Below are 16322 nucleotides of genomic sequence, written 5' to 3'. Positions count from 1 at the left end.
CCAACCAGAGGAAGATTTCATGTCAAAAGTTTTTGTCATCGGCGCAGCCGGAAAGGTCGGCCAGCGCCTTCTGAAAAACCTTGGCGGCGGCGCTCATGAAGTGATCGCACTGCACCGTAAAGAACAACAGTCAGCGGCAATCAAAGCGACTGGCGCCATACCATTGCTCGGCAACCTCACCGATCTGGACGCTTCGCGATTGGCCGCTGCGATGACAGGCAGCGATGTCGTGGTTTTCACCGCCGGGGCTGGCGGCGCGGGCATTGAGCTGACCAATGCCATTGATGGCAAGGGCCTGGAAACCGCTGTTGATGCAGCCGTGCTTGCCGGGGTCAATCGCTTCCTGTTGGTGTCGGCATTTCCTGAAGCAGCACGCGGCACGGACACCTCCGCTGGCTTCGAGAATTACATGCGGGTGAAAAAACAAGCCGATGTGTATCTGGCCTCTTCCGCACTGGACTGGGTGATTCTCAGGCCAGGCACCCTGGTCGACAACCCGGGGACCGGTGAAGTCTGCGCAGGTCCGGCTATCGCATATGGCGAAGTACCGCGCGATGACGTAGCCGCGTTCCTGGCTGCACTGGTCGATCGACCCGGGATATCCCGCCAGATCATCGAACTGACTAAGGGCGCAACACCTATCAACGAGGCATTGCGCACGCTCAGCCAGCGCTGATGTTCGTCACAAACGACTAGACCAGCTCACTGTCCTTGATGTTGGCAATCGGCCCGAGAATGGCTGGATCGAAGTCGCGCAGTGGCGCGCCCTGACGCAACAACTCTGGCAGGTCCGGATTGGCCAGCGCACCCTTGCCCACTGCGATGATGTCCGCACCCTGGCGAAGCACCTGGTCGGCTTTTTGCGGATCGTGCAGGCCGCCATTGGCGATCAGCGCAACATCCGGCGCGTAGCGACGGGCCAGTTCGACCAGGCTGGCTTCACCCTGGGTAAAAGCCGGCTGCCATGCTTCATGTTCGGTCACATGGATGTAATCGACGCCGGCATCGGCCAGCGCGTCGAAAATGATTTCGGCATCGCTCTCGCCCCCCGCCCATTTGTGCTGAAAGTCGTTGACCTTGCCTTGTGAAAGACGCACGCCCACCGGTGCCTGCCCGGCGACTTTTTTCACTGCGGCGATGACCTCGAGCGTCAGTCGCAGGCGCTGTCCGACATCACCGCCCCACTGATCGGTGCGCTGATTGCTGTAGTCGGTCAGAAACTGATCCAGCAGGTAGCCGTTCGCACCATGTATCTCGACACCGTCAAAGCCTGCAGTGCCGATAGCCAGTTGCGCCGCGCGGGCGAACCCGTCAATGGCCTCGGCAATATCCTTGTCACTCATCGCTCGCGGAACCCGGTAGCTGCCCGCGCCGTAATAGAACGCCATCTGTTCGCCCTTGGGACGAATGGCCGAAGGGCCCGCCGACTCGCTGACGAAGCGATTGGCCTGGCTGAGTGCGCCGGCGTGCATGAGCTGCGCAATCATGACACTGCCATGCCGGTGCACAGCATCGGTCGTGGCACGCCATGCCTGCGCCTGCTCGTCATCAGTGAGCCCGGGCTGGAAGCGGTAGCCCTGGGAAAAACGGCGATCGGTGTAGTTGCCCTCGGTGATGATCAGGCCAAAACCGCCCTTGGCGAACCGCTCGTAATAGCGCGTCATGGCCTGCGTTGCACTGCCCTGCTCGTCCGCGCTCACGCGTGTCATGGGCGCCACCGCAAACCTGTTCTTCAGTTTCAGATGACCTCTGTCGAACGGGGCTGTAACGTGTTTGTGTGTCTCGCTCATGCTTCAAATCCTCACTGTGCAGACCGGCTGCGGATTGCCCGCAGTCATTGACAGAACCTGCAGTAACGGTAAGGGCTGGCGCAGCCCATTGGAACCCGGCCGTGCAGATAAGGCGCTTTAACGAAAATGGATAGAATCCATGCAAATATCTGATATAGAAGTGTTCGCCGCCATTGCTTCCAGCAGGAGTCTGTCGGAAGCGGCGCGTCGACTCGGGTTGTCGCCGATGGCCATCTCCAGGCGTCTGGCTGCGCTGGAAAACGACCTGGGCGTCAGGCTGGTGCACCGCACAACCCGCTCGGCATCACTGACGCCGGAGGGCGAAGTGTTTCTGCCGCACGCCAAAACCATGCTGCACGCCAGCGAAACCGCCCGCGCGACGCTGAAAGCCGATGCCGGTACAGCCAGTGGCGTACTGCGAGTCACAGCACCCAGCGTGTTTGGTCAGACCGTCATCATGCCGCTGCTGCCAGCCTTGATGCAGGACAATCCGGCACTGAGCATCGACCTGACGCTGTCGGACAGCATCGTGGACATTGCCGGGCTGGGCATCGATGTCGCCATCCGAATCGCTACGATACGTGACTCTGCCCTGGTGGCCAGATCGCTGGCGCCCAACCCTCGGGTCGTGTGTGCAAGCCCCGACTACCTGGCGCGGCGCGGCCAGCCATCGTTGCTGGACGAACTCCGTCAACACCCGTGCATCACCTTGCATGCGATGCCTTACTGGCCGTTCATCAGAGAGGGAGAACCGGTGGCCATCCGCGCTCAGGGGGCATTCTCGGCCAACAGCGTCGAAGCGGTGCGCACGGCGTGCAAACAGGGCCTGGGGCTGGCCATGCTGACTTATTGGGACGTTCAGCAGGAAATCCGTGAAGGCAGTCTTCAACAGATACACTTCGAGGATGTCATCCCCGAGCAGTTGTCGGTGACGGCCGTATTGCCAACCCGCCAGCGCGTACCTCACCGGGTACGCCTGTTCGTTGACCGTCTTGAGGAAGAGCTCAAGAAGAATGCGGTTTGAAGCAAGATGCCATCGGTATGGCAGACTCAAGGCGCAACCTGTATCGGCTCAAACCGGCTACAGTTTCGCCCCTCATGCTTGGCCCGGTACAAGGCCCGGTCGGCTTCCGCCAGCAACGCTATGGCGATCGAGTCAGGTGCAAGGCCGATTGCAGCGCCCGGGCTCGGGACGGGCAGCGCACCAGCCTCCAGACTTGCTACCCCCACCGACACGGTCACCCGGCCGAAGTCACTGGTTTCATGGGGCTTGTTGAGGCCATGAATGTGCTGCACGATTTCATCCGCCAGACGACAGGCGCCCTCTGCCCCGGTATCCGGCAACAGCACGGCAAACTCCTCGCCCCCATAACGAGCTACCAGATCGGTCGACCTGTGCACGCACTTTTTCAAGGCGTGGGCGATGGCAATCAGGCACTCATCGCCTTGCAAATGGCCATAGTGATCGTTGTAACGTTTGAAGAAATCGATGTCGAGCAACAGCAGCGAAAACGCACCTTGGTTGCGCCGCATGCGCAGCCATTCGCGCGCGATACTCTCGTCGAGGAAACGCCGATTGGCCAGCCCCGTCAGCCCATCGGTCTGGGCCAGCAGGTTGAGCTGGTCCATCGCCATTTTCAGGCGCAGGTGGGTCTTTACTCGCGCCGTGACGATCAAAGGCTGAATAGGCTTGCCGATGAAATCCACCGCCCCCAGCGCCAGTCCGGCTTCCTCGATACGGGTTTCGGTGTGGCTGGTGATGAAGATGACGGGAACGTCTTCCAGCAATTGATCGGCCTTGAGCGTCTCACAGACTTCAAAACCGCTCATTCCGGGCATCTCGGCGTCGAGAAGGATAAGGTCAGGACGCATTTCCCGGACCATCTTCAAGGCCTGGGCACCGCCCGTGGCAAAACGAATCTGCCCCAGACCGTTCAGAATTTTGCTCAATACGCGAATGGCGGAAATATCATCATCGACAATCAGCAGGCTAGGTACAGGTTGCATGGTGGGTGACGCTCCTTTTTATAATTCCGCACGTTCGAGCAGGTGCAGTGCCTGCTCGAACTCCAGCCCTTCAATGGTCTGCCAGAGCTGTTCGACCAGTGCCTGTCCGGCCAGCTCCTGAAGCGCCACAGCAGCCAGCGGAAACTGGTCCAGCGCGGCGATATCATGGTTTTCAAGCAGTTCACGCAAGGTCGACAATGCCTGTCGGGAAACATCGGGATCCGCATCGATACGCGGGGCCAGCGGCCTTTCCTCAAGTACCGGCGTGCGCTCCTGCAATGACCGGAAAGCGGCACTCAGGGCTCGCAACGCTTGCTCCGGGTCCGCAGCGTTGCGCAGCAGGGTTTCCGCCTGCCCGGCATGCAGGCCCACTTGCGTGGCGCCAAGCAGCAGTGCAGAACCGCGCAATTTGTGCAGATCAGCCATTGTTTGATCGGGGTTTTGTCGCGCCCGTGCCAGAACGCTCTCGCTCTCGCCGAACGCGGCAAATTCACTGAAAAAGCGCCGCAGGGACGAGAGAAACAAGGGCACATCATTGCCTAGCCGAGCGGCGACCTCCTGGGTGTCGATACCTTCGATAACCGGCCATGCAGAGCCTGTCGATGCTTCCTGCAGCAAGGTGCCGACCGCCAGCGGAGCACCTCGGACACGCTCGACGGCACGCCGTACCGCCCGAATCAGGGCTGCGGGGTCCAGAGGCTTGGTGAGGAAATCGTCCATACCCGCCAGCTCGGCCTGCCGCCGCTCTTCTGCCAGGGCGCCTGCGGTCAACGCCAGCACGGGCAAGCGTGTCAGGCCCAGTTCGCTGCGCAAGCGCCGCGTCGCCTCATAGCCATCCATTTCCGGCATCTGCACATCCATCAGCACAGCATCGAAGAAATCCGGCGTCTGCCGCAGTCGTTCAAGGGCCAGCAGACCATTGCTGCAGGTCTGGACCACAGCGCCCTGCTGCTGCAACAACAGGCTGGCAACCTCCAGGTTGATCTCGCTGTCGTCCACCAGCAGCAGGTGCAATCCACTCAACCAGAGCGTCATGGAGGTATCCATCCGCGTGGCCTGGATAACCCGTTCGGTGCTGCCCTGATACCTGGCGATACAAGCGTTGACCGCGTTGAACAGGGCCGAGCTGTCCAGCGGCTTGAGCAATACCTTGTCGACCAGAGGGTGCAGTTCTGCCCGGATCTCGGACGATGTCACCAGAATGACCGGAAGCGGCGTCGCCTCGATCAACTGCTGCACCTCCTCAACCTGCGGCTGCTGCCAGTCCACCAACAGTACATCCGGCAATGCCGCGTTAACGTGATTACGCTCCTGCAAGGCAGTGCGCAGGTCATGTTCGCCGGTCAGACTCGCCACACGCCAGCCCAGGCCGCGGCATAAGCGTTGCAACGCCATGGACGATTGCGCGTCGTCGCTGAGCAGCATGACCTCCAGACTGCTTCCCGGGCCGGACGGCTCCAGGTCGCTCTGGCTGATCAGGAACGGCAACTCCACCCAGAACTCGCTACCTGTGCCGAGTTCGCTCTCCACCCCTATACGGCCGCCCATCTGCTCGGCCAGCCCGCGCACCACCGACAAACCCAGTCCGGTGCCGCCAAACCGCCGCGTGGTGGACGCATCCGCCTGAGTGAACGGCGAAAACAACTGGCCGAGCACATCGCCCGGTATGCCGCAGCCGGTGTCCTGCACAGAGAAGCGCAAGCAGCAGGTGTCGGCGTGATCGTCCTCACGGCTGACCGTCACATCGACTCCGCCGACACTGGTGAACTTGAGCGCATTGCCGACCAGATTCATGAGGATCTGGTTGACTCGCAATGCGTCACCTATCAACTGGCCAGGCAGCGATGCCACAACGTTGACAGAAAAGCGCAGGCCTTTTTCCTGTGCCTGGGGCGTGAACAGCTCGCCCAGTTCGTCGAGCAATTGCCGGGGGCTGAAGGGGTTATGTTCCAGGCGCATCTCTCCCGCCTCGATCTTGGCGATGTCGAGGATATCGTTGATGATCCCCAACAATGTCCGGCCGGCAATCTGCAGTTTGGTCAGCAACTGGCGCTGCTGGTCGTTCAAGGCGGTGTTGTGTAGCAGATGGGAGATGCCGATCACGGCATTCATGGGCGTGCGGATTTCATGGCTCATGTTGGCCAGAAACAGACTCTTGGCCGCATTGGCAGCCTCGGCGCTGGACTTGGCCGCGTGCAACTCGGCGCTATGGTGCAGCCGTTCGGTGATGTCCTGAGCAATACCCAGATGACCGATGAGTTCTCCGTCGGCGGTACGGATCGGGGTGATGATCATCAGCACAGGCACCGTCGTGCCATCCTTGCGCACGTAGGTCCATTGCCGGGTTTCCGAGCCTTCGCGGGACGCTTTGTAGCAAAAGACGTCAATGCCTTCGATCAGGGTGCCGTATTCACGACTCAGCTCGGCGGAGCGTGCGGCCACTTCTTCAGGAAGATGAAACACCCCTGGGCCGTTGCCACTGAGCATTTCCGAATTGCTGTAGCCCAGCAGCAATTCAGCGCCCCGATTGAACACAAAGATCTGCCCCTGTGTATCGGTAGCGATGATCGAAACTTCCGAAGAAGCGTCCAGCACACCCTGCAGCAAACCCGCCACTCTGGACAGCTCTGCAGTGCGCTCGCTGACCTGCTGTTCAAGCTGTGCGTTGAACTCCATGAGGTAGCGTTCGACGCGCTTGCGGTCGGTGATGTCGTGCATCATTTTCGCCGCGCCGAGTAGGGTGCCGTCAGTCTCGCGGATGAAACTGCAGGTAATGGTCACATCGATCAACTGGCCGTTCTTGTGCAGCCGCCGGGTTTCCAGCGTCGGCCCGCGCTCACCGCGGGCCACCCTTTCCAACAGCTGTTCGTCTTCGTGAACCAGCTCTGGCGGAACCAGCAGTGGCGCCAATGGGCGGCCCAGCACTTCGTGCTCGTCGTAGCCAAACATCTGCTCGGCAGCCCGGTTCCAGGTGATGATCCGACCGTCCAGGGCTTCACCGATGATCGCGTCGCTGGAGTTTTCGACGATGGTTGCCAGCCTGGCCTGACCGGCAACCACCTGCTGTTTGCGCTGACGGGACAGTAGCAGCGTGCCGACCAGCACCGTCAACATCAGGCTGACCAGCGTGCCGATGATGAACACTCTGCCCGCAGGAACCGGATCGAGGGCCGCGATAAATGCCGGGTGAGCACCTACCTCCATGCGCCACACGCGCCCATAGATCTCCCGCTCGAAAGCATAGGTCTGCAAAACCTCCTGATCATGATCGTTTTCCGGGGTCTGGTAGATCAGTTGCCGACCTTCATTGACGTCATAAAGCTTCAAGTGCAGCCTGTGGTTCAAGGGGTCCAGATTGCTCATCACCTCCCGCATGGCCAACGGTGCATAGGTCCAGCCGATCAGGGACGTTTCACGCTGGGCGATATCGGTGGGGATTTCAGGGGTGCTGTAAACCGGTAACAGGAATAGAAACGCGCGCATGTGATCATCGTTGTCCTGCAGCAGGGTAATAGGCGCCGACAGGGTTGCAGCGCCGCTGCGCATGGCCTGAAGGGCTGCATCGCGACGATGCTCCTCCGAGGCAATGTCCAGCCCCAGCGCCTGGACATTGCGGTCCAGCGGGTCGATGAATTGAATGATGAAACGGTCTCCCTGCCGGGTGCCCGGTCCACTCAATCGACTGAGACTGAAGTCCGGCCTGCCATCCGCCCTGACACGCCTTACGAATTCGGCCTCATCGCTGGCCGCAACGCGGCGGATAAAACCGAATCCGCGCGCGCCCGGGTATTCCTTCTCGATATTGCGCCCTTTGCTGTAACGGCCCATCTGGCTGCTGTTGATATGCTGGAGGTCCAGCATGTGAACGGCACCGCGCAGACCTCGAAGGCGGTACTCATAGACCCTGAGCCGTGCCTGCAAGTTATCGCCGATCCCCTCTCCGGCCTCTTTGAGAGCCTGGCCTATGCGTGCATCAATCGACCTGCGCTGTTCATGGCTGGCGATAAAGCTGACGCTGAGCCCGGCCAACAGAACCACAGCCATCCAGCCAACGAGCCACGTGAGAGAGCTTTTCTTCATCGATCAGACACTCGTTTTCAATCCTGAATACTGTGAGGTGACCAGAGGACACCGTCCGCCTGCCCTGGCGCGTGTCTGCGACCTCAAGCGTAGATTGTCTTCGACCAAGCGCCAGTGACGTCGCCATGGCTGCCGGTTTATCGCGCGCGCGGCCGCACGGCATCTGTCAGCAGCCACCTGCAACTCATGGAATCGACCCAGCTGATGGCTAAATGATAGTTATCCTTTTTAAGGAAACCTTAGCGCCTTTATCGACTGAGCACAGGCACGACTTGACAAGCCATCAGTGCCTTATTTATGCGGGTGTGTTCGACAGGTTGCGGTGTACGACGAAGGAAGGAAGTTGATCGGGCCCGGTCATGCTGGCCAGCCCTGCGGTTTCAGCTTGAATCGTAAGCTTGTTCAGCGTAGCCAGTGCGATTGCCGCTCATGTAGTAAAACGAACCGGCATTGAGCCGGTTCGCCATTCAGTCAATACCGTCAGGCCTCTGCCATCAAGGCTTCCAGCTTCCGCCTTCGACGATGACCGCGTTGGGGTCTGTGCCCTCGGCCAGTTCCAGGCGTACATACTGGTCGTAGAGCTTGAGCAGGTATTTCTCTTCGCCCAGTCTGGCCAGTTCGGTATTGACCCAGTCGCGCAGCTCGATATTGCCTTTTTTGACTGCAGGGGCGATTGGCGCTTCGTCACCGAGTTTCTGCTCCAGCACGCGGTAGCCGGGGTTTTTCTTCGCCCAGCTGAACAGCACCAGATTGTCCTGCGCATAGGCATCGCCACGACCATTGGCCAGCGCCTGCAGCGACTCGGAGTTTTTCTCGAACTTCAGCACTTTCCAGTCAGGGTGATTTTTCGTCAGCCAGATATCAGCGGTGGTGCCGGTGGTGACGATGGTGGTCTTGCTCGCCAGATCGTCCAGGGTCTTGACCGGGCTGGCTTGCGGCACCAGCGCCTGGACTGCAACACGCAGATTCGGATGGGTGAAATCCACCGCCTCCCGACGTTCCGGCGTGACGGTCATGTTGGCCAGAATCAAATCTACCTTGTCACTCTGCAGAAACGGTATGCGGCTGGCGGGCTCGACCACCACGAACTCGACCTTCTTCTCGTCGCCCAGCAGGTCCTTGGCGAAACGCTTGCCCAGGTCAGTGTCGAAACCGACGTACTGGCCCTGCTCGTTGACGAAGCCAAAAGGCGGTTTATCGCTGAACACGCCGACAATCAGCTTGTCACGGGCCTTGATGGTTTCCAGGTAGCTGCTGGACGGTGAAGGGGCAGCCTTGGCCACGGGCTTCTGTTCGGAATGCGTAATCGAAGGTCATTGCTGGCCTTCCACATCGGGATAAACGGACAGAAAACACATCAGGCAGGGCCTTGAACTTACGTATTGATATATAGCTTAACCTTATGTTTTACATAAAATTAATACCTTTTTAGCATAAGCATAGCGCGAAAAAGGTGCCTGCCTGGGCGCCCCATACGCGTCACGTGCCAGTATCAAGTGGAATGAACACTTGCCCAATCAGTATGTGTGGGGCTCCATGAATTGGCGGTAGCGGGTTTTGCAAAACCGGATTGGCCCGAGGTGATGCAGGGCGTCTGCCTGGCTGGAATGTCTTCGCGAAGACGCTACTGCCAGTGCTCACACAACCGCACCAGCTCATCAACCACATACCTCACCTTGGGCCGCAAGTGAGAAACCCTGGGCCATACGGCATGTACTTCAACGGGCTCTGGTTCATAGCCTGCCAGCACCTCAACCAGTCGGCCCGCGTCAATGTCGTCCTTGAACAGGCAGCGCGGCATCTGGCACAGGCCGACGCCGGCGACGGCTGCCAGGATCATGGCCTCGCCATCGCCGATCTGATGTGCGGAAGGTGGCGCGTAGCGAACGGTTTCCTGATCTTCATTGACTCGCCAGGAGAGTGGTTGGCCCCGTCGATGGCCGACGATGCAATGGTGACGATTCAGATCTTCCAGGGTGTCAGGTACGCCAAAACGGGCCAGATAACTCGGCGCGGCGCAAATAGCCCAGCGTTGTCGCGCAAGCCGGCGAGCAACAAGGCCGCTGGTATCCTTGAGTTCTCCAAAACGAACCAGCAGGTCGATCCCCTCTTCAATCGGATCGACCAAGTGGTCAGAAAAAGTCATATTCAACTGCAGCGCGGGATACTTGTTAGCGATTTCAAATAACAACGGGGCGACAACCCGGCGCCCGAATGCCACGGGTATATCGATGCGCAATCGTCCGGACGGTTCGCGGGTTCCCGGAGCCAATCCGCTTTCAGCCGCACCTATTTCTTCGAGCGCGTTCGAGCAGGCGATGAAATAGGCATCGCCATCAGCAGTCAGAGATATTCGACGGGTAGAGCGATGAAACAGCTGGACGCCCAGTCGCGCTTCAAGCCGGGCTATGGATTTGCCGACGGCCGATTTCGAAATACCCAGTCGCCCGGCTGCCTCGGTAAAGCTATTCGAACGCGCTGCCACCACAAAGGTGATGACGCCTTGGAACGAGTCTATGGGAATCATAACTGCCCTGAAAAGTAGACAATAACTCTACCCACTTTAGAGTTTCAGGCAGTTTATCGCCAGACACTTCTACCCTAGCATGGAGGTATGTCTCTGGCTGATCACATCAGACCGAGTTTTCAATCCCAAACAGGAATACATCATGCCCGTCGTACGCGTCAGCTGGTTCGAAGGTAAAGAGCATGCTCAGAAAGCCGCCGTAGCTGCTGAAATCACCGAAAGCATCGTCAAAAACACGGGGACTCCCGCCGAATACATCTACGTCATTTTCGAAGACGTAGCACCGTCGGATTGGGCAGGTGCGGGCAAATTGTTCGGTGAAACTCCCGCCACGCCCTGAACCTGCACACTGCATAAATGCAACGACTGGATCAGCGTTGCATCCTCACCTGCCCCCCTTGGGGGCCGACCGTGGAAGAGATCACCATGCATCCACATATTTCCTGCTTATTCTCGCTTGCAATCAAACCCGGCGACTTTGCCGAGTTCAAAGCGCTGATCGCCCAGGTCGTTGCCGCCACCCGGAAAGAGCCCGGCACCCTGGTTTACGAGTACAGCGTGAATGAAGATCAAAGCGTTGCGCATATCCTTGAGCGCTATAACGTCGAATCCGTTGTCAGCCACGTAGACATCACCTTCGCCCCATTCGGCAAGCGCTTCCTCGAACTGTGCACCATCACCAGTCTGGTTGTGTACGGCACACCAGATGCCGAGATCCGTAAACGCCTGGATCCGTTCGGTGCTGTGTACATGACGCCGTTCGACGGCTTCAGCCGCTAACCGATTTGATCTGCGCAGACTCGACTGCAAAAAACCGGGGCTGCACTTGTTTCCCCCTTACGGCACAGAGAGCACCATGTCTATTATCGCTGACCTCATCAAGTCCCGAATTTCCGCCAACAACTACGACACTGAGCGCAAACTCTCAGATCAAGCGATCACTGATCTGATTGATCTGGCCACCCATGCGCCGTCCGCCTTCAACCTTCAAAACTGGCGTTTCGTAGCCATACGCAGTGAAGAAGCAAAAGCACGTTTGCTGCCCTTGGCCTATGGACAAAAGAAGGTGGTGGATTCAGCCGTGACATTTATTGTGTGTGGCACCCTGAATCCGCATCAAACGATTGCAACGTCGCTGAAGCCTTCGATGGATGCCGGGGTCATCGACAAGGCCATTTATGACATGTGGGTGGGCGCCGTTCAGGGTATGTACGCTGAAAATCCACAACTGCAGCGCGATGAAGCCATCCGTTCAGGCTCGCTGGCCGCCATGACGCTGATGCTTGCAGCTAAAGGCCAAGGCCTTGATTCAACCCCCATGATCGGCTTTGACCCAGCGGCGGTTGCAGAAGCATTCAATCTTTCAGCTACTGAAATCCCCGTGATGCTGGTGACCGTCGGTTATCCAGGCGAGAGCAACTGGCCGCAAAAGCCGCGTAAAGCCGTTCGCGAAGTGCTTGAGTTTATCTAGCACACAAAGTGCGGACGACGCATCGCTTAAACAACCCTGTCAAACCCGACATCACGACGACCAGATCACTCTGAAGGAGCGTCCCATGGCCAACCCGACCGGCCCGCATGACAACATCAGTTCCAAAGTTGAAATCGAGTATCCCGATTTTACAAAACTGCCTGATCAGGTACGGGAAAAATTCGAGAAGCTTCCAACGAAGGTCAACTTCTTTCGAATGCTGGGTTACAGCCCCGGAGCATTTATTCCTGTCATCGACCTGACCAACGCAATATTCAGGGACCTCACCCTCTCCGACTATCATAAGGAGATGATGGTATTGCTGCTGGCTGCGCATGAGAACGTCGCCTATGAGTGGGAGCAGCATGTTTCCATCGCTCAAGTTGCGGGGGTTCGTCCTGATCAGTTCGTCGCCATCGCAGAAGGCTGCCTGGAGGATGCCACAGCGTTCAAAGAGGACGAGCGCGTCCTGCTTCGGTTTGGCCAGGCCATTATCGACAAAGGCAAGGCCCCGGGTGTGCTGTTCAAGCATACCTTGCAGCACTTCTCGCTCCAGGAGCTGAGCGATGCCATTCTCGTCATTGGTTTTTATCGGATGTTGTCAGGCTACATTCAGACCTTCGATATCGCCGTTGATGCCCAGTCGGATGGGAACTGGATCAAAGGCTGATACCGACGTATGCCTGCTTCCTGAAGCATGGATCGATGGCTGTACCGCCATCGACCCACCTCCTCCTTTCAACGGTCGCGGCACGCTGAATGATCGAGCCTGGTCTGCGTGGGCAACGATCAACCCGTACGGCCTGCCAAAGGCCTGGGGCGATGCCAGGACCTGTCCATCACCCTTTTTAATTGCAGGTGTTCCTTCTTGAAATACCCATTAAAAGCCATATCGCTCAACGCATTGCTTGATGAAGATTTCTACTTTCCTCATGAGATCATTGGTCAGCCCTTTCGTACCTCCGACTTTACTGATCTGAAGATAAGCAGCTTCACCACCAGCGACGGCGTTAATCTCGGCTATTGGGAAGCCGGCGCCGGGCAACCGTTGATCTTCATCCCCGGCTGGTCGGCCAACGGCGCAATGTACTTTCACCTGATGCACATCCTGAGCGAGCACTACCATGTGTATGTGCTGGACGTGAGAAATCAGGGCCTTTCCGAGCGGGTCGACTTCGGTAATCGCATTTCACGGTACGCCATGGACGTGAAAGAGTTCGCCGGCCATTTGGGCGTTTCGCAGGCCGACTACTGCGGCTGGTCCATGGGCGCATCGGTGATGTGGGCCTACATCGATCTGTTTGGCACGCAAGGCATTCGCACCCTGAGCATCATTGACCAGGCACCCTCGATTTATTGCCACGCCGACTGGACGGAGCAAGAACGGCTCGAGGCCGGGGCGTTCACCACGTCGCCCGAGCGAATGATCGCATCCTATGCGCAAGGCATCGCCACCAACAGGCTGGTTTCCGCAAGCCGGGTTGTCGAGCGAGCGATGGCGATGGACTCGCCCTACTTCCATAACGTCATCAGCCTCGTGCAAGAGGTGGTTAAAGATGACATGGCATTTACCAGGCAGGTGCTTTTCGATCACACAACCAACGACTGGCGAGACGTCATTCGGTCAAAGATCAATGTGCCGACCGCAATCTTCACCGGTGAGTACAGCGACTGGCTGGAGAGTCAGCACTGGATGAGCTCGGTTATCCGGGACTCGGTACTTCATGTGTACACCAAAGCCGAGCAAGGCGATCACTTCCTGGCGTTCAAGAATCCAGTGAAATTTGCGGCAGACCTGCGCAGCTTTTTGCAGTAACGGCGATTCGGTGGGTGGCCGCACTTCCGGGTTTCTGTGCGTACGGACGTTCCTGATACAGCGCTCCTTTTATCCGGCTGATACCTTCACTGCCCCTTATATCAGCCGGTTTTTTCCAAAGGTCTGTCACTGCTCCCATACTGGATGGGCGAATCGCTCAACCAGAAAGTTGATCAGCGATCTTACCTTCGCGGGTAAATGTTTACGGGTTGGATACACCACGTAGATCCCCAACTCGACCGATTGATACTCGGGAAGTATTTCGACCAGATCGCCTCGGCGTAGATCCTGCGCCACCATAAAACTCGGCTGCAACGAAATGCCACCACCGGCCAATGTGATGGCGCGGCAGGTATCCCCGTTATTACATCGAACCACCGAGCGCGTGTGCACGCTTTCACTGCCTTCGGGCCCCTCGAATTGCCATTCAGTACCGCTGGCAAAGTTGCTGTAGGCCACTACCCCGTGCTCTGCCACATCCGATAGTTTTTCAATGGGTGCGTGGCTGGCCAGATACGCAGGCGACGCACACAGGCACATCCGGGTACTGGCCAGGCGTCTGCCCACCAACGACGAATTATCCATGCGTGCGATACGCACCGCTGCATCAATACCTTCGTCAACCAGATCCACCAGACGATCGCTCAAGCTGATTTCCAGCTCGACCTTGGGGTAGGCGCTCATGAAATCGGCCCAGATCGGAGCCAGGTGCAGCACGCCAAAACTGACCGGGGCGTTGACTCGAAGCACTCCGCTGGCCTCCGGCGAAGCAGACGATACAGCCTTCTCTGCCTCATCCATCATGGCCAGCACCTCACGGGCCTGGTGATAGAACTGACGCCCCTCATCCGTCAAGGAAAGCCGCCGAGTCGTGCGGTGCAACAACCGCGCGCCGAGACGCTCCTCCAGCGTGCTCACGTAACGCGAGATGGCTGCCTTGGACATGCCGAGTGGCTCGGCTGCCCCGACAAAACTGCCCTTATCAACAACGGTGCAGAAGACCTGCATTTCCAGTGCACGATCCATGATTGTCTCACTTAGTGGAACTATTCATCACATTCAGCCCGATTTATCCCTGCCTGGCAATCTATAAACTGGGCCCATCGAAACGCAACTCCACTCAGAGAGAGGCAGTCATGAAAATCACAGTAATCGGTACCGGCAACATGGGCTCAGCCTTTGCGAAACAGCTTTCTGCCGCAGGGCACAGCGTCCGCATCACTGGCCGTGACATCAGCAAGGCGCAGGCCCTGGCCGACCAGCACGCGAATGTCAGCGCTTATGCAGCGTCCGAAGCGTTGGGTGACAGCGAAGTGATCGTGGTGGCCACCGCCTATGCCGATGCGACCGCTGCACTGCAAAGCCTGGGTGACCTGACCGGTAAAGTGGTGATCGATATCACCAACCCGCTGAGCGCCGACTACATGTCATTGACCGTCGGCCACGTCACCAGCGCCTCGGAAGAAATCGCCAGGGCTGTGCCCCAAGCCAACGTTGTGAAAGCGTTCAACACCCTGTTCGCTCAAGTGCTCGCCGATGGTCCGAAGTTCGCCAACGACCAGACCGGCAGCGTATTTGTCGCCAGCGACAGTGAGCGCGCCAAGCAAACCGCTATCGCGCTGGCTCGCAGCCTGGGCTGGAACACCGTGGACGCTGGCGGCCTGGTTAACGCTCGCTATCTGGAGCCACTGGCGGGTTTCAACATCTACCTCGGCTACGGCGCGGGTCTGGGCACTTCGGTCGCTCCGGTCTGGCTGAGCAAGTAAGCAACACATCATCAATCAGGAGCAGTCACCATGAACACTTCATTCCCCCTGCTGTTTGTGTCTCATGGTGCTCCCACGTTCGCCATCGAGCCCGGCCTGGCAGGCCCGAGACTGGCCAGGCTCGGTCGTGAGCTGCCAAAACCTGATGCCATCGTGGTTGTCTCGCCGCACTGGATGACCCGTGGCGAAGTCAGGGTTACGTCGAGCACAGCACCTGAAACCATTCATGACTTTGGTGGTTTTCCGGGCGCTTTGTATACGTTGTCCTACCCGGCTCCGGGCGCACCAGCGTTAGCGAGTCATATTGTTGAGCTGCTGCAGACGGCGGGCTGGCAATCGCGGCTCGATTCCGCCCGCGGCCTGGATCACGGTGCCTGGATACCACTTATGTATCTGGCACCCGACGCAGACATACCGGTCGTTCAGGTGTCCATGCCCGCCACGCTTGATACACGCAGCGCCTGGCAGCTCGGCGCAGCACTCAAGCCACTGCGTGAGATGAACGTATTGATCGTGGCGTCAGGCAGCCTCACCCACAACCTGTACGAGTTCCGCGGCGCAACAAGCCACGGCGCCGACTACGTCAAACAGTTCGCAGCATGGACCGCCCTGACCCTGCAGGCAGGAAACATTGATCAGTTGCTCGACTACAAGCAGTACGCACCTTCAGCCGAACGTGCACATCCGACCGATGAGCATTTCCTGCCGCTGGTTATTGCGCTCGGGGCAGCTGGTCACGGTTATCAGACACAGGTAATGGACGGCGGTATTACCCACGGCGTTCTGGCGATGGACAGCTACCTGTTTACCTCAATTGATAGCGAACGATTCGAGTCAGCTCAAACCGTTCAAGGTGTGAAATAAC

General features: G+C 58.4%; 14 protein-coding genes and 1 pseudogene. 9 read left to right on the top strand and 6 right to left on the bottom strand.

Annotated elements, in window-relative coordinates; all coding sequences use genetic code 11:
* Positions 1–19 precede the first annotated feature (19 nt).
* Positions 20–676, top strand: a complete 657-nt coding sequence (locus tag KBY02_RS13655; RefSeq protein ID WP_060401070.1) for an NAD(P)H-binding protein — start codon at positions 20–22, stop codon at positions 674–676.
* A gap of 16 nt (positions 677–692) precedes the next feature.
* Here the strand turns inward: KBY02_RS13655 and KBY02_RS13650 are convergent, their stop codons facing one another.
* Entirely contained in the window at positions 693–1790 is a 1098-nt protein-coding gene (locus tag KBY02_RS13650; protein WP_096134906.1) for an NADH:flavin oxidoreductase, read from the bottom strand.
* Between the two features lie 139 nt (positions 1791–1929).
* On the opposite strand from KBY02_RS13650, the gene KBY02_RS13645 reads away from it, so the two are divergent.
* Positions 1930–2814: a LysR family transcriptional regulator gene (locus KBY02_RS13645; protein ID WP_058398251.1), complete on the top strand. Its 885-nt coding sequence runs from the start codon at positions 1930–1932 to the stop codon at positions 2812–2814.
* A gap of 26 nt (positions 2815–2840) precedes the next feature.
* On the opposite strand, the gene KBY02_RS13640 is transcribed toward KBY02_RS13645, so the two are convergent.
* The 4 genes and pseudogenes from KBY02_RS13640 to KBY02_RS13625 form a co-directional block, all read right to left on the bottom strand.
* Entirely contained in the window at positions 2841–3797 is a 957-nt protein-coding gene (locus KBY02_RS13640; protein ID WP_003400783.1) for a diguanylate cyclase, read from the bottom strand.
* 18 nt (positions 3798–3815) lie between these two features.
* Complete coding sequence (locus KBY02_RS13635) at positions 3816–7877, bottom strand: CHASE domain-containing protein (RefSeq protein ID WP_225650571.1); 4062 nt, start codon at positions 7875–7877, stop codon at positions 3816–3818.
* Between the two features lie 494 nt (positions 7878–8371).
* Positions 8372–9133, bottom strand: a pseudogene (locus KBY02_RS13630) (transporter substrate-binding domain-containing protein); the annotation flags it as partial.
* A gap of 368 nt (positions 9134–9501) precedes the next feature.
* Positions 9502–10404 (bottom strand): LysR family transcriptional regulator, encoded by a 903-nt coding sequence (locus KBY02_RS13625; protein WP_003400772.1) that lies wholly within the window; start codon positions 10402–10404, stop codon positions 9502–9504.
* 142 nt (positions 10405–10546) lie between these two features.
* Between KBY02_RS13625 and KBY02_RS13620 the strand changes: the two genes are divergently transcribed.
* The 5 genes from KBY02_RS13620 (at position 10547) to KBY02_RS13600 (ending at position 13691) form a co-directional block, all read left to right on the top strand.
* Positions 10547–10744, top strand: coding sequence for a tautomerase family protein (locus KBY02_RS13620; protein WP_003400770.1), 198 nt, complete (start codon positions 10547–10549; stop codon positions 10742–10744).
* A gap of 86 nt (positions 10745–10830) precedes the next feature.
* On the top strand, positions 10831–11184 hold the full coding sequence (locus tag KBY02_RS13615; RefSeq protein ID WP_003400769.1) for a putative quinol monooxygenase: 354 nt from the start codon (positions 10831–10833) through the stop codon (positions 11182–11184).
* A 76-nt stretch (positions 11185–11260) separates the two neighbouring features.
* On the top strand, positions 11261–11875 hold the full coding sequence (locus KBY02_RS13610; protein ID WP_024641488.1) for a nitroreductase family protein: 615 nt from the start codon (positions 11261–11263) through the stop codon (positions 11873–11875).
* Between the two features lie 85 nt (positions 11876–11960).
* Entirely contained in the window at positions 11961–12545 is a 585-nt protein-coding gene (locus KBY02_RS13605; protein WP_011268111.1) for a carboxymuconolactone decarboxylase family protein, read from the top strand.
* A gap of 198 nt (positions 12546–12743) precedes the next feature.
* Positions 12744–13691 carry an alpha/beta fold hydrolase gene (locus tag KBY02_RS13600; RefSeq protein ID WP_024641489.1) on the top strand — a complete coding sequence of 316 codons (948 nt, stop codon included), beginning with the start codon at positions 12744–12746 and terminating at the stop codon, positions 13689–13691.
* Positions 13692–13817: 126 nt separating this feature from the next.
* On the opposite strand, the gene KBY02_RS13595 is transcribed toward KBY02_RS13600, so the two are convergent.
* The gene (locus KBY02_RS13595; RefSeq protein WP_024639538.1) at positions 13818–14717 is read right to left on the bottom strand and encodes a LysR family transcriptional regulator; all 900 of its coding nucleotides are present in this window, start codon (positions 14715–14717) and stop codon (positions 13818–13820) included.
* Between the two features lie 110 nt (positions 14718–14827).
* Here KBY02_RS13595 and KBY02_RS13590 point away from each other — a divergent pair, with 110 nt between their 5' ends.
* A complete protein-coding gene (locus KBY02_RS13590; protein WP_024641491.1) occupies positions 14828–15457 on the top strand; it encodes an NADPH-dependent F420 reductase in 630 nt (209 codons plus the stop codon).
* 30 nt (positions 15458–15487) lie between these two features.
* The gene (locus tag KBY02_RS13585; protein WP_011268115.1) at positions 15488–16321 is read left to right on the top strand and encodes a DODA-type extradiol aromatic ring-opening family dioxygenase; all 834 of its coding nucleotides are present in this window, start codon (positions 15488–15490) and stop codon (positions 16319–16321) included.
* Position 16322 lies beyond the last annotated feature (1 nt).

Origin of the sequence: Pseudomonas sp. P129 (assembly GCF_020312195.1) — a bacterium.
GTDB classification, from domain to species: Bacteria; Pseudomonadota; Gammaproteobacteria; order Pseudomonadales; family Pseudomonadaceae; genus Aquipseudomonas; species Aquipseudomonas fragariae.
The sequence above is the reverse complement of the archived record's forward strand: the minus strand, read 5'-3'. Positions and strand labels throughout refer to the sequence as shown.

Excerpts from the sequence above, each read along its gene's own strand:
- KBY02_RS13655 (WP_060401070.1), top strand. The coding sequence starts at position 20 with ATGTCAAAAGTTTTTGTCATCGGCGCAGCCGGAAAGGTCGGCCAGCGC.
- KBY02_RS13650 (WP_096134906.1), bottom strand. The coding sequence starts at position 1,790 with ATGAGCGAGACACACAAACACGTTACAGCCCCGTTCGACAGAGGTCAT.
- KBY02_RS13645 (WP_058398251.1), top strand. The coding sequence starts at position 1,930 with ATGCAAATATCTGATATAGAAGTGTTCGCCGCCATTGCTTCCAGCAGG.
- KBY02_RS13640 (WP_003400783.1), bottom strand. The coding sequence starts at position 3,797 with ATGCAACCTGTACCTAGCCTGCTGATTGTCGATGATGATATTTCCGCC.
- KBY02_RS13635 (WP_225650571.1), bottom strand. The coding sequence starts at position 7,877 with ATGAAGAAAAGCTCTCTCACGTGGCTCGTTGGCTGGATGGCTGTGGTT.
- KBY02_RS13625 (WP_003400772.1), bottom strand. The coding sequence starts at position 10,404 with ATGATTCCCATAGACTCGTTCCAAGGCGTCATCACCTTTGTGGTGGCA.
- KBY02_RS13620 (WP_003400770.1), top strand. The coding sequence starts at position 10,547 with ATGCCCGTCGTACGCGTCAGCTGGTTCGAAGGTAAAGAGCATGCTCAG.
- KBY02_RS13615 (WP_003400769.1), top strand. The coding sequence starts at position 10,831 with ATGCATCCACATATTTCCTGCTTATTCTCGCTTGCAATCAAACCCGGC.
- KBY02_RS13610 (WP_024641488.1), top strand. The coding sequence starts at position 11,261 with ATGTCTATTATCGCTGACCTCATCAAGTCCCGAATTTCCGCCAACAAC.
- KBY02_RS13605 (WP_011268111.1), top strand. The coding sequence starts at position 11,961 with ATGGCCAACCCGACCGGCCCGCATGACAACATCAGTTCCAAAGTTGAA.
- KBY02_RS13595 (WP_024639538.1), bottom strand. The coding sequence starts at position 14,717 with ATGGATCGTGCACTGGAAATGCAGGTCTTCTGCACCGTTGTTGATAAG.
- KBY02_RS13590 (WP_024641491.1), top strand. The coding sequence starts at position 14,828 with ATGAAAATCACAGTAATCGGTACCGGCAACATGGGCTCAGCCTTTGCG.
- KBY02_RS13585 (WP_011268115.1), top strand. The coding sequence starts at position 15,488 with ATGAACACTTCATTCCCCCTGCTGTTTGTGTCTCATGGTGCTCCCACG.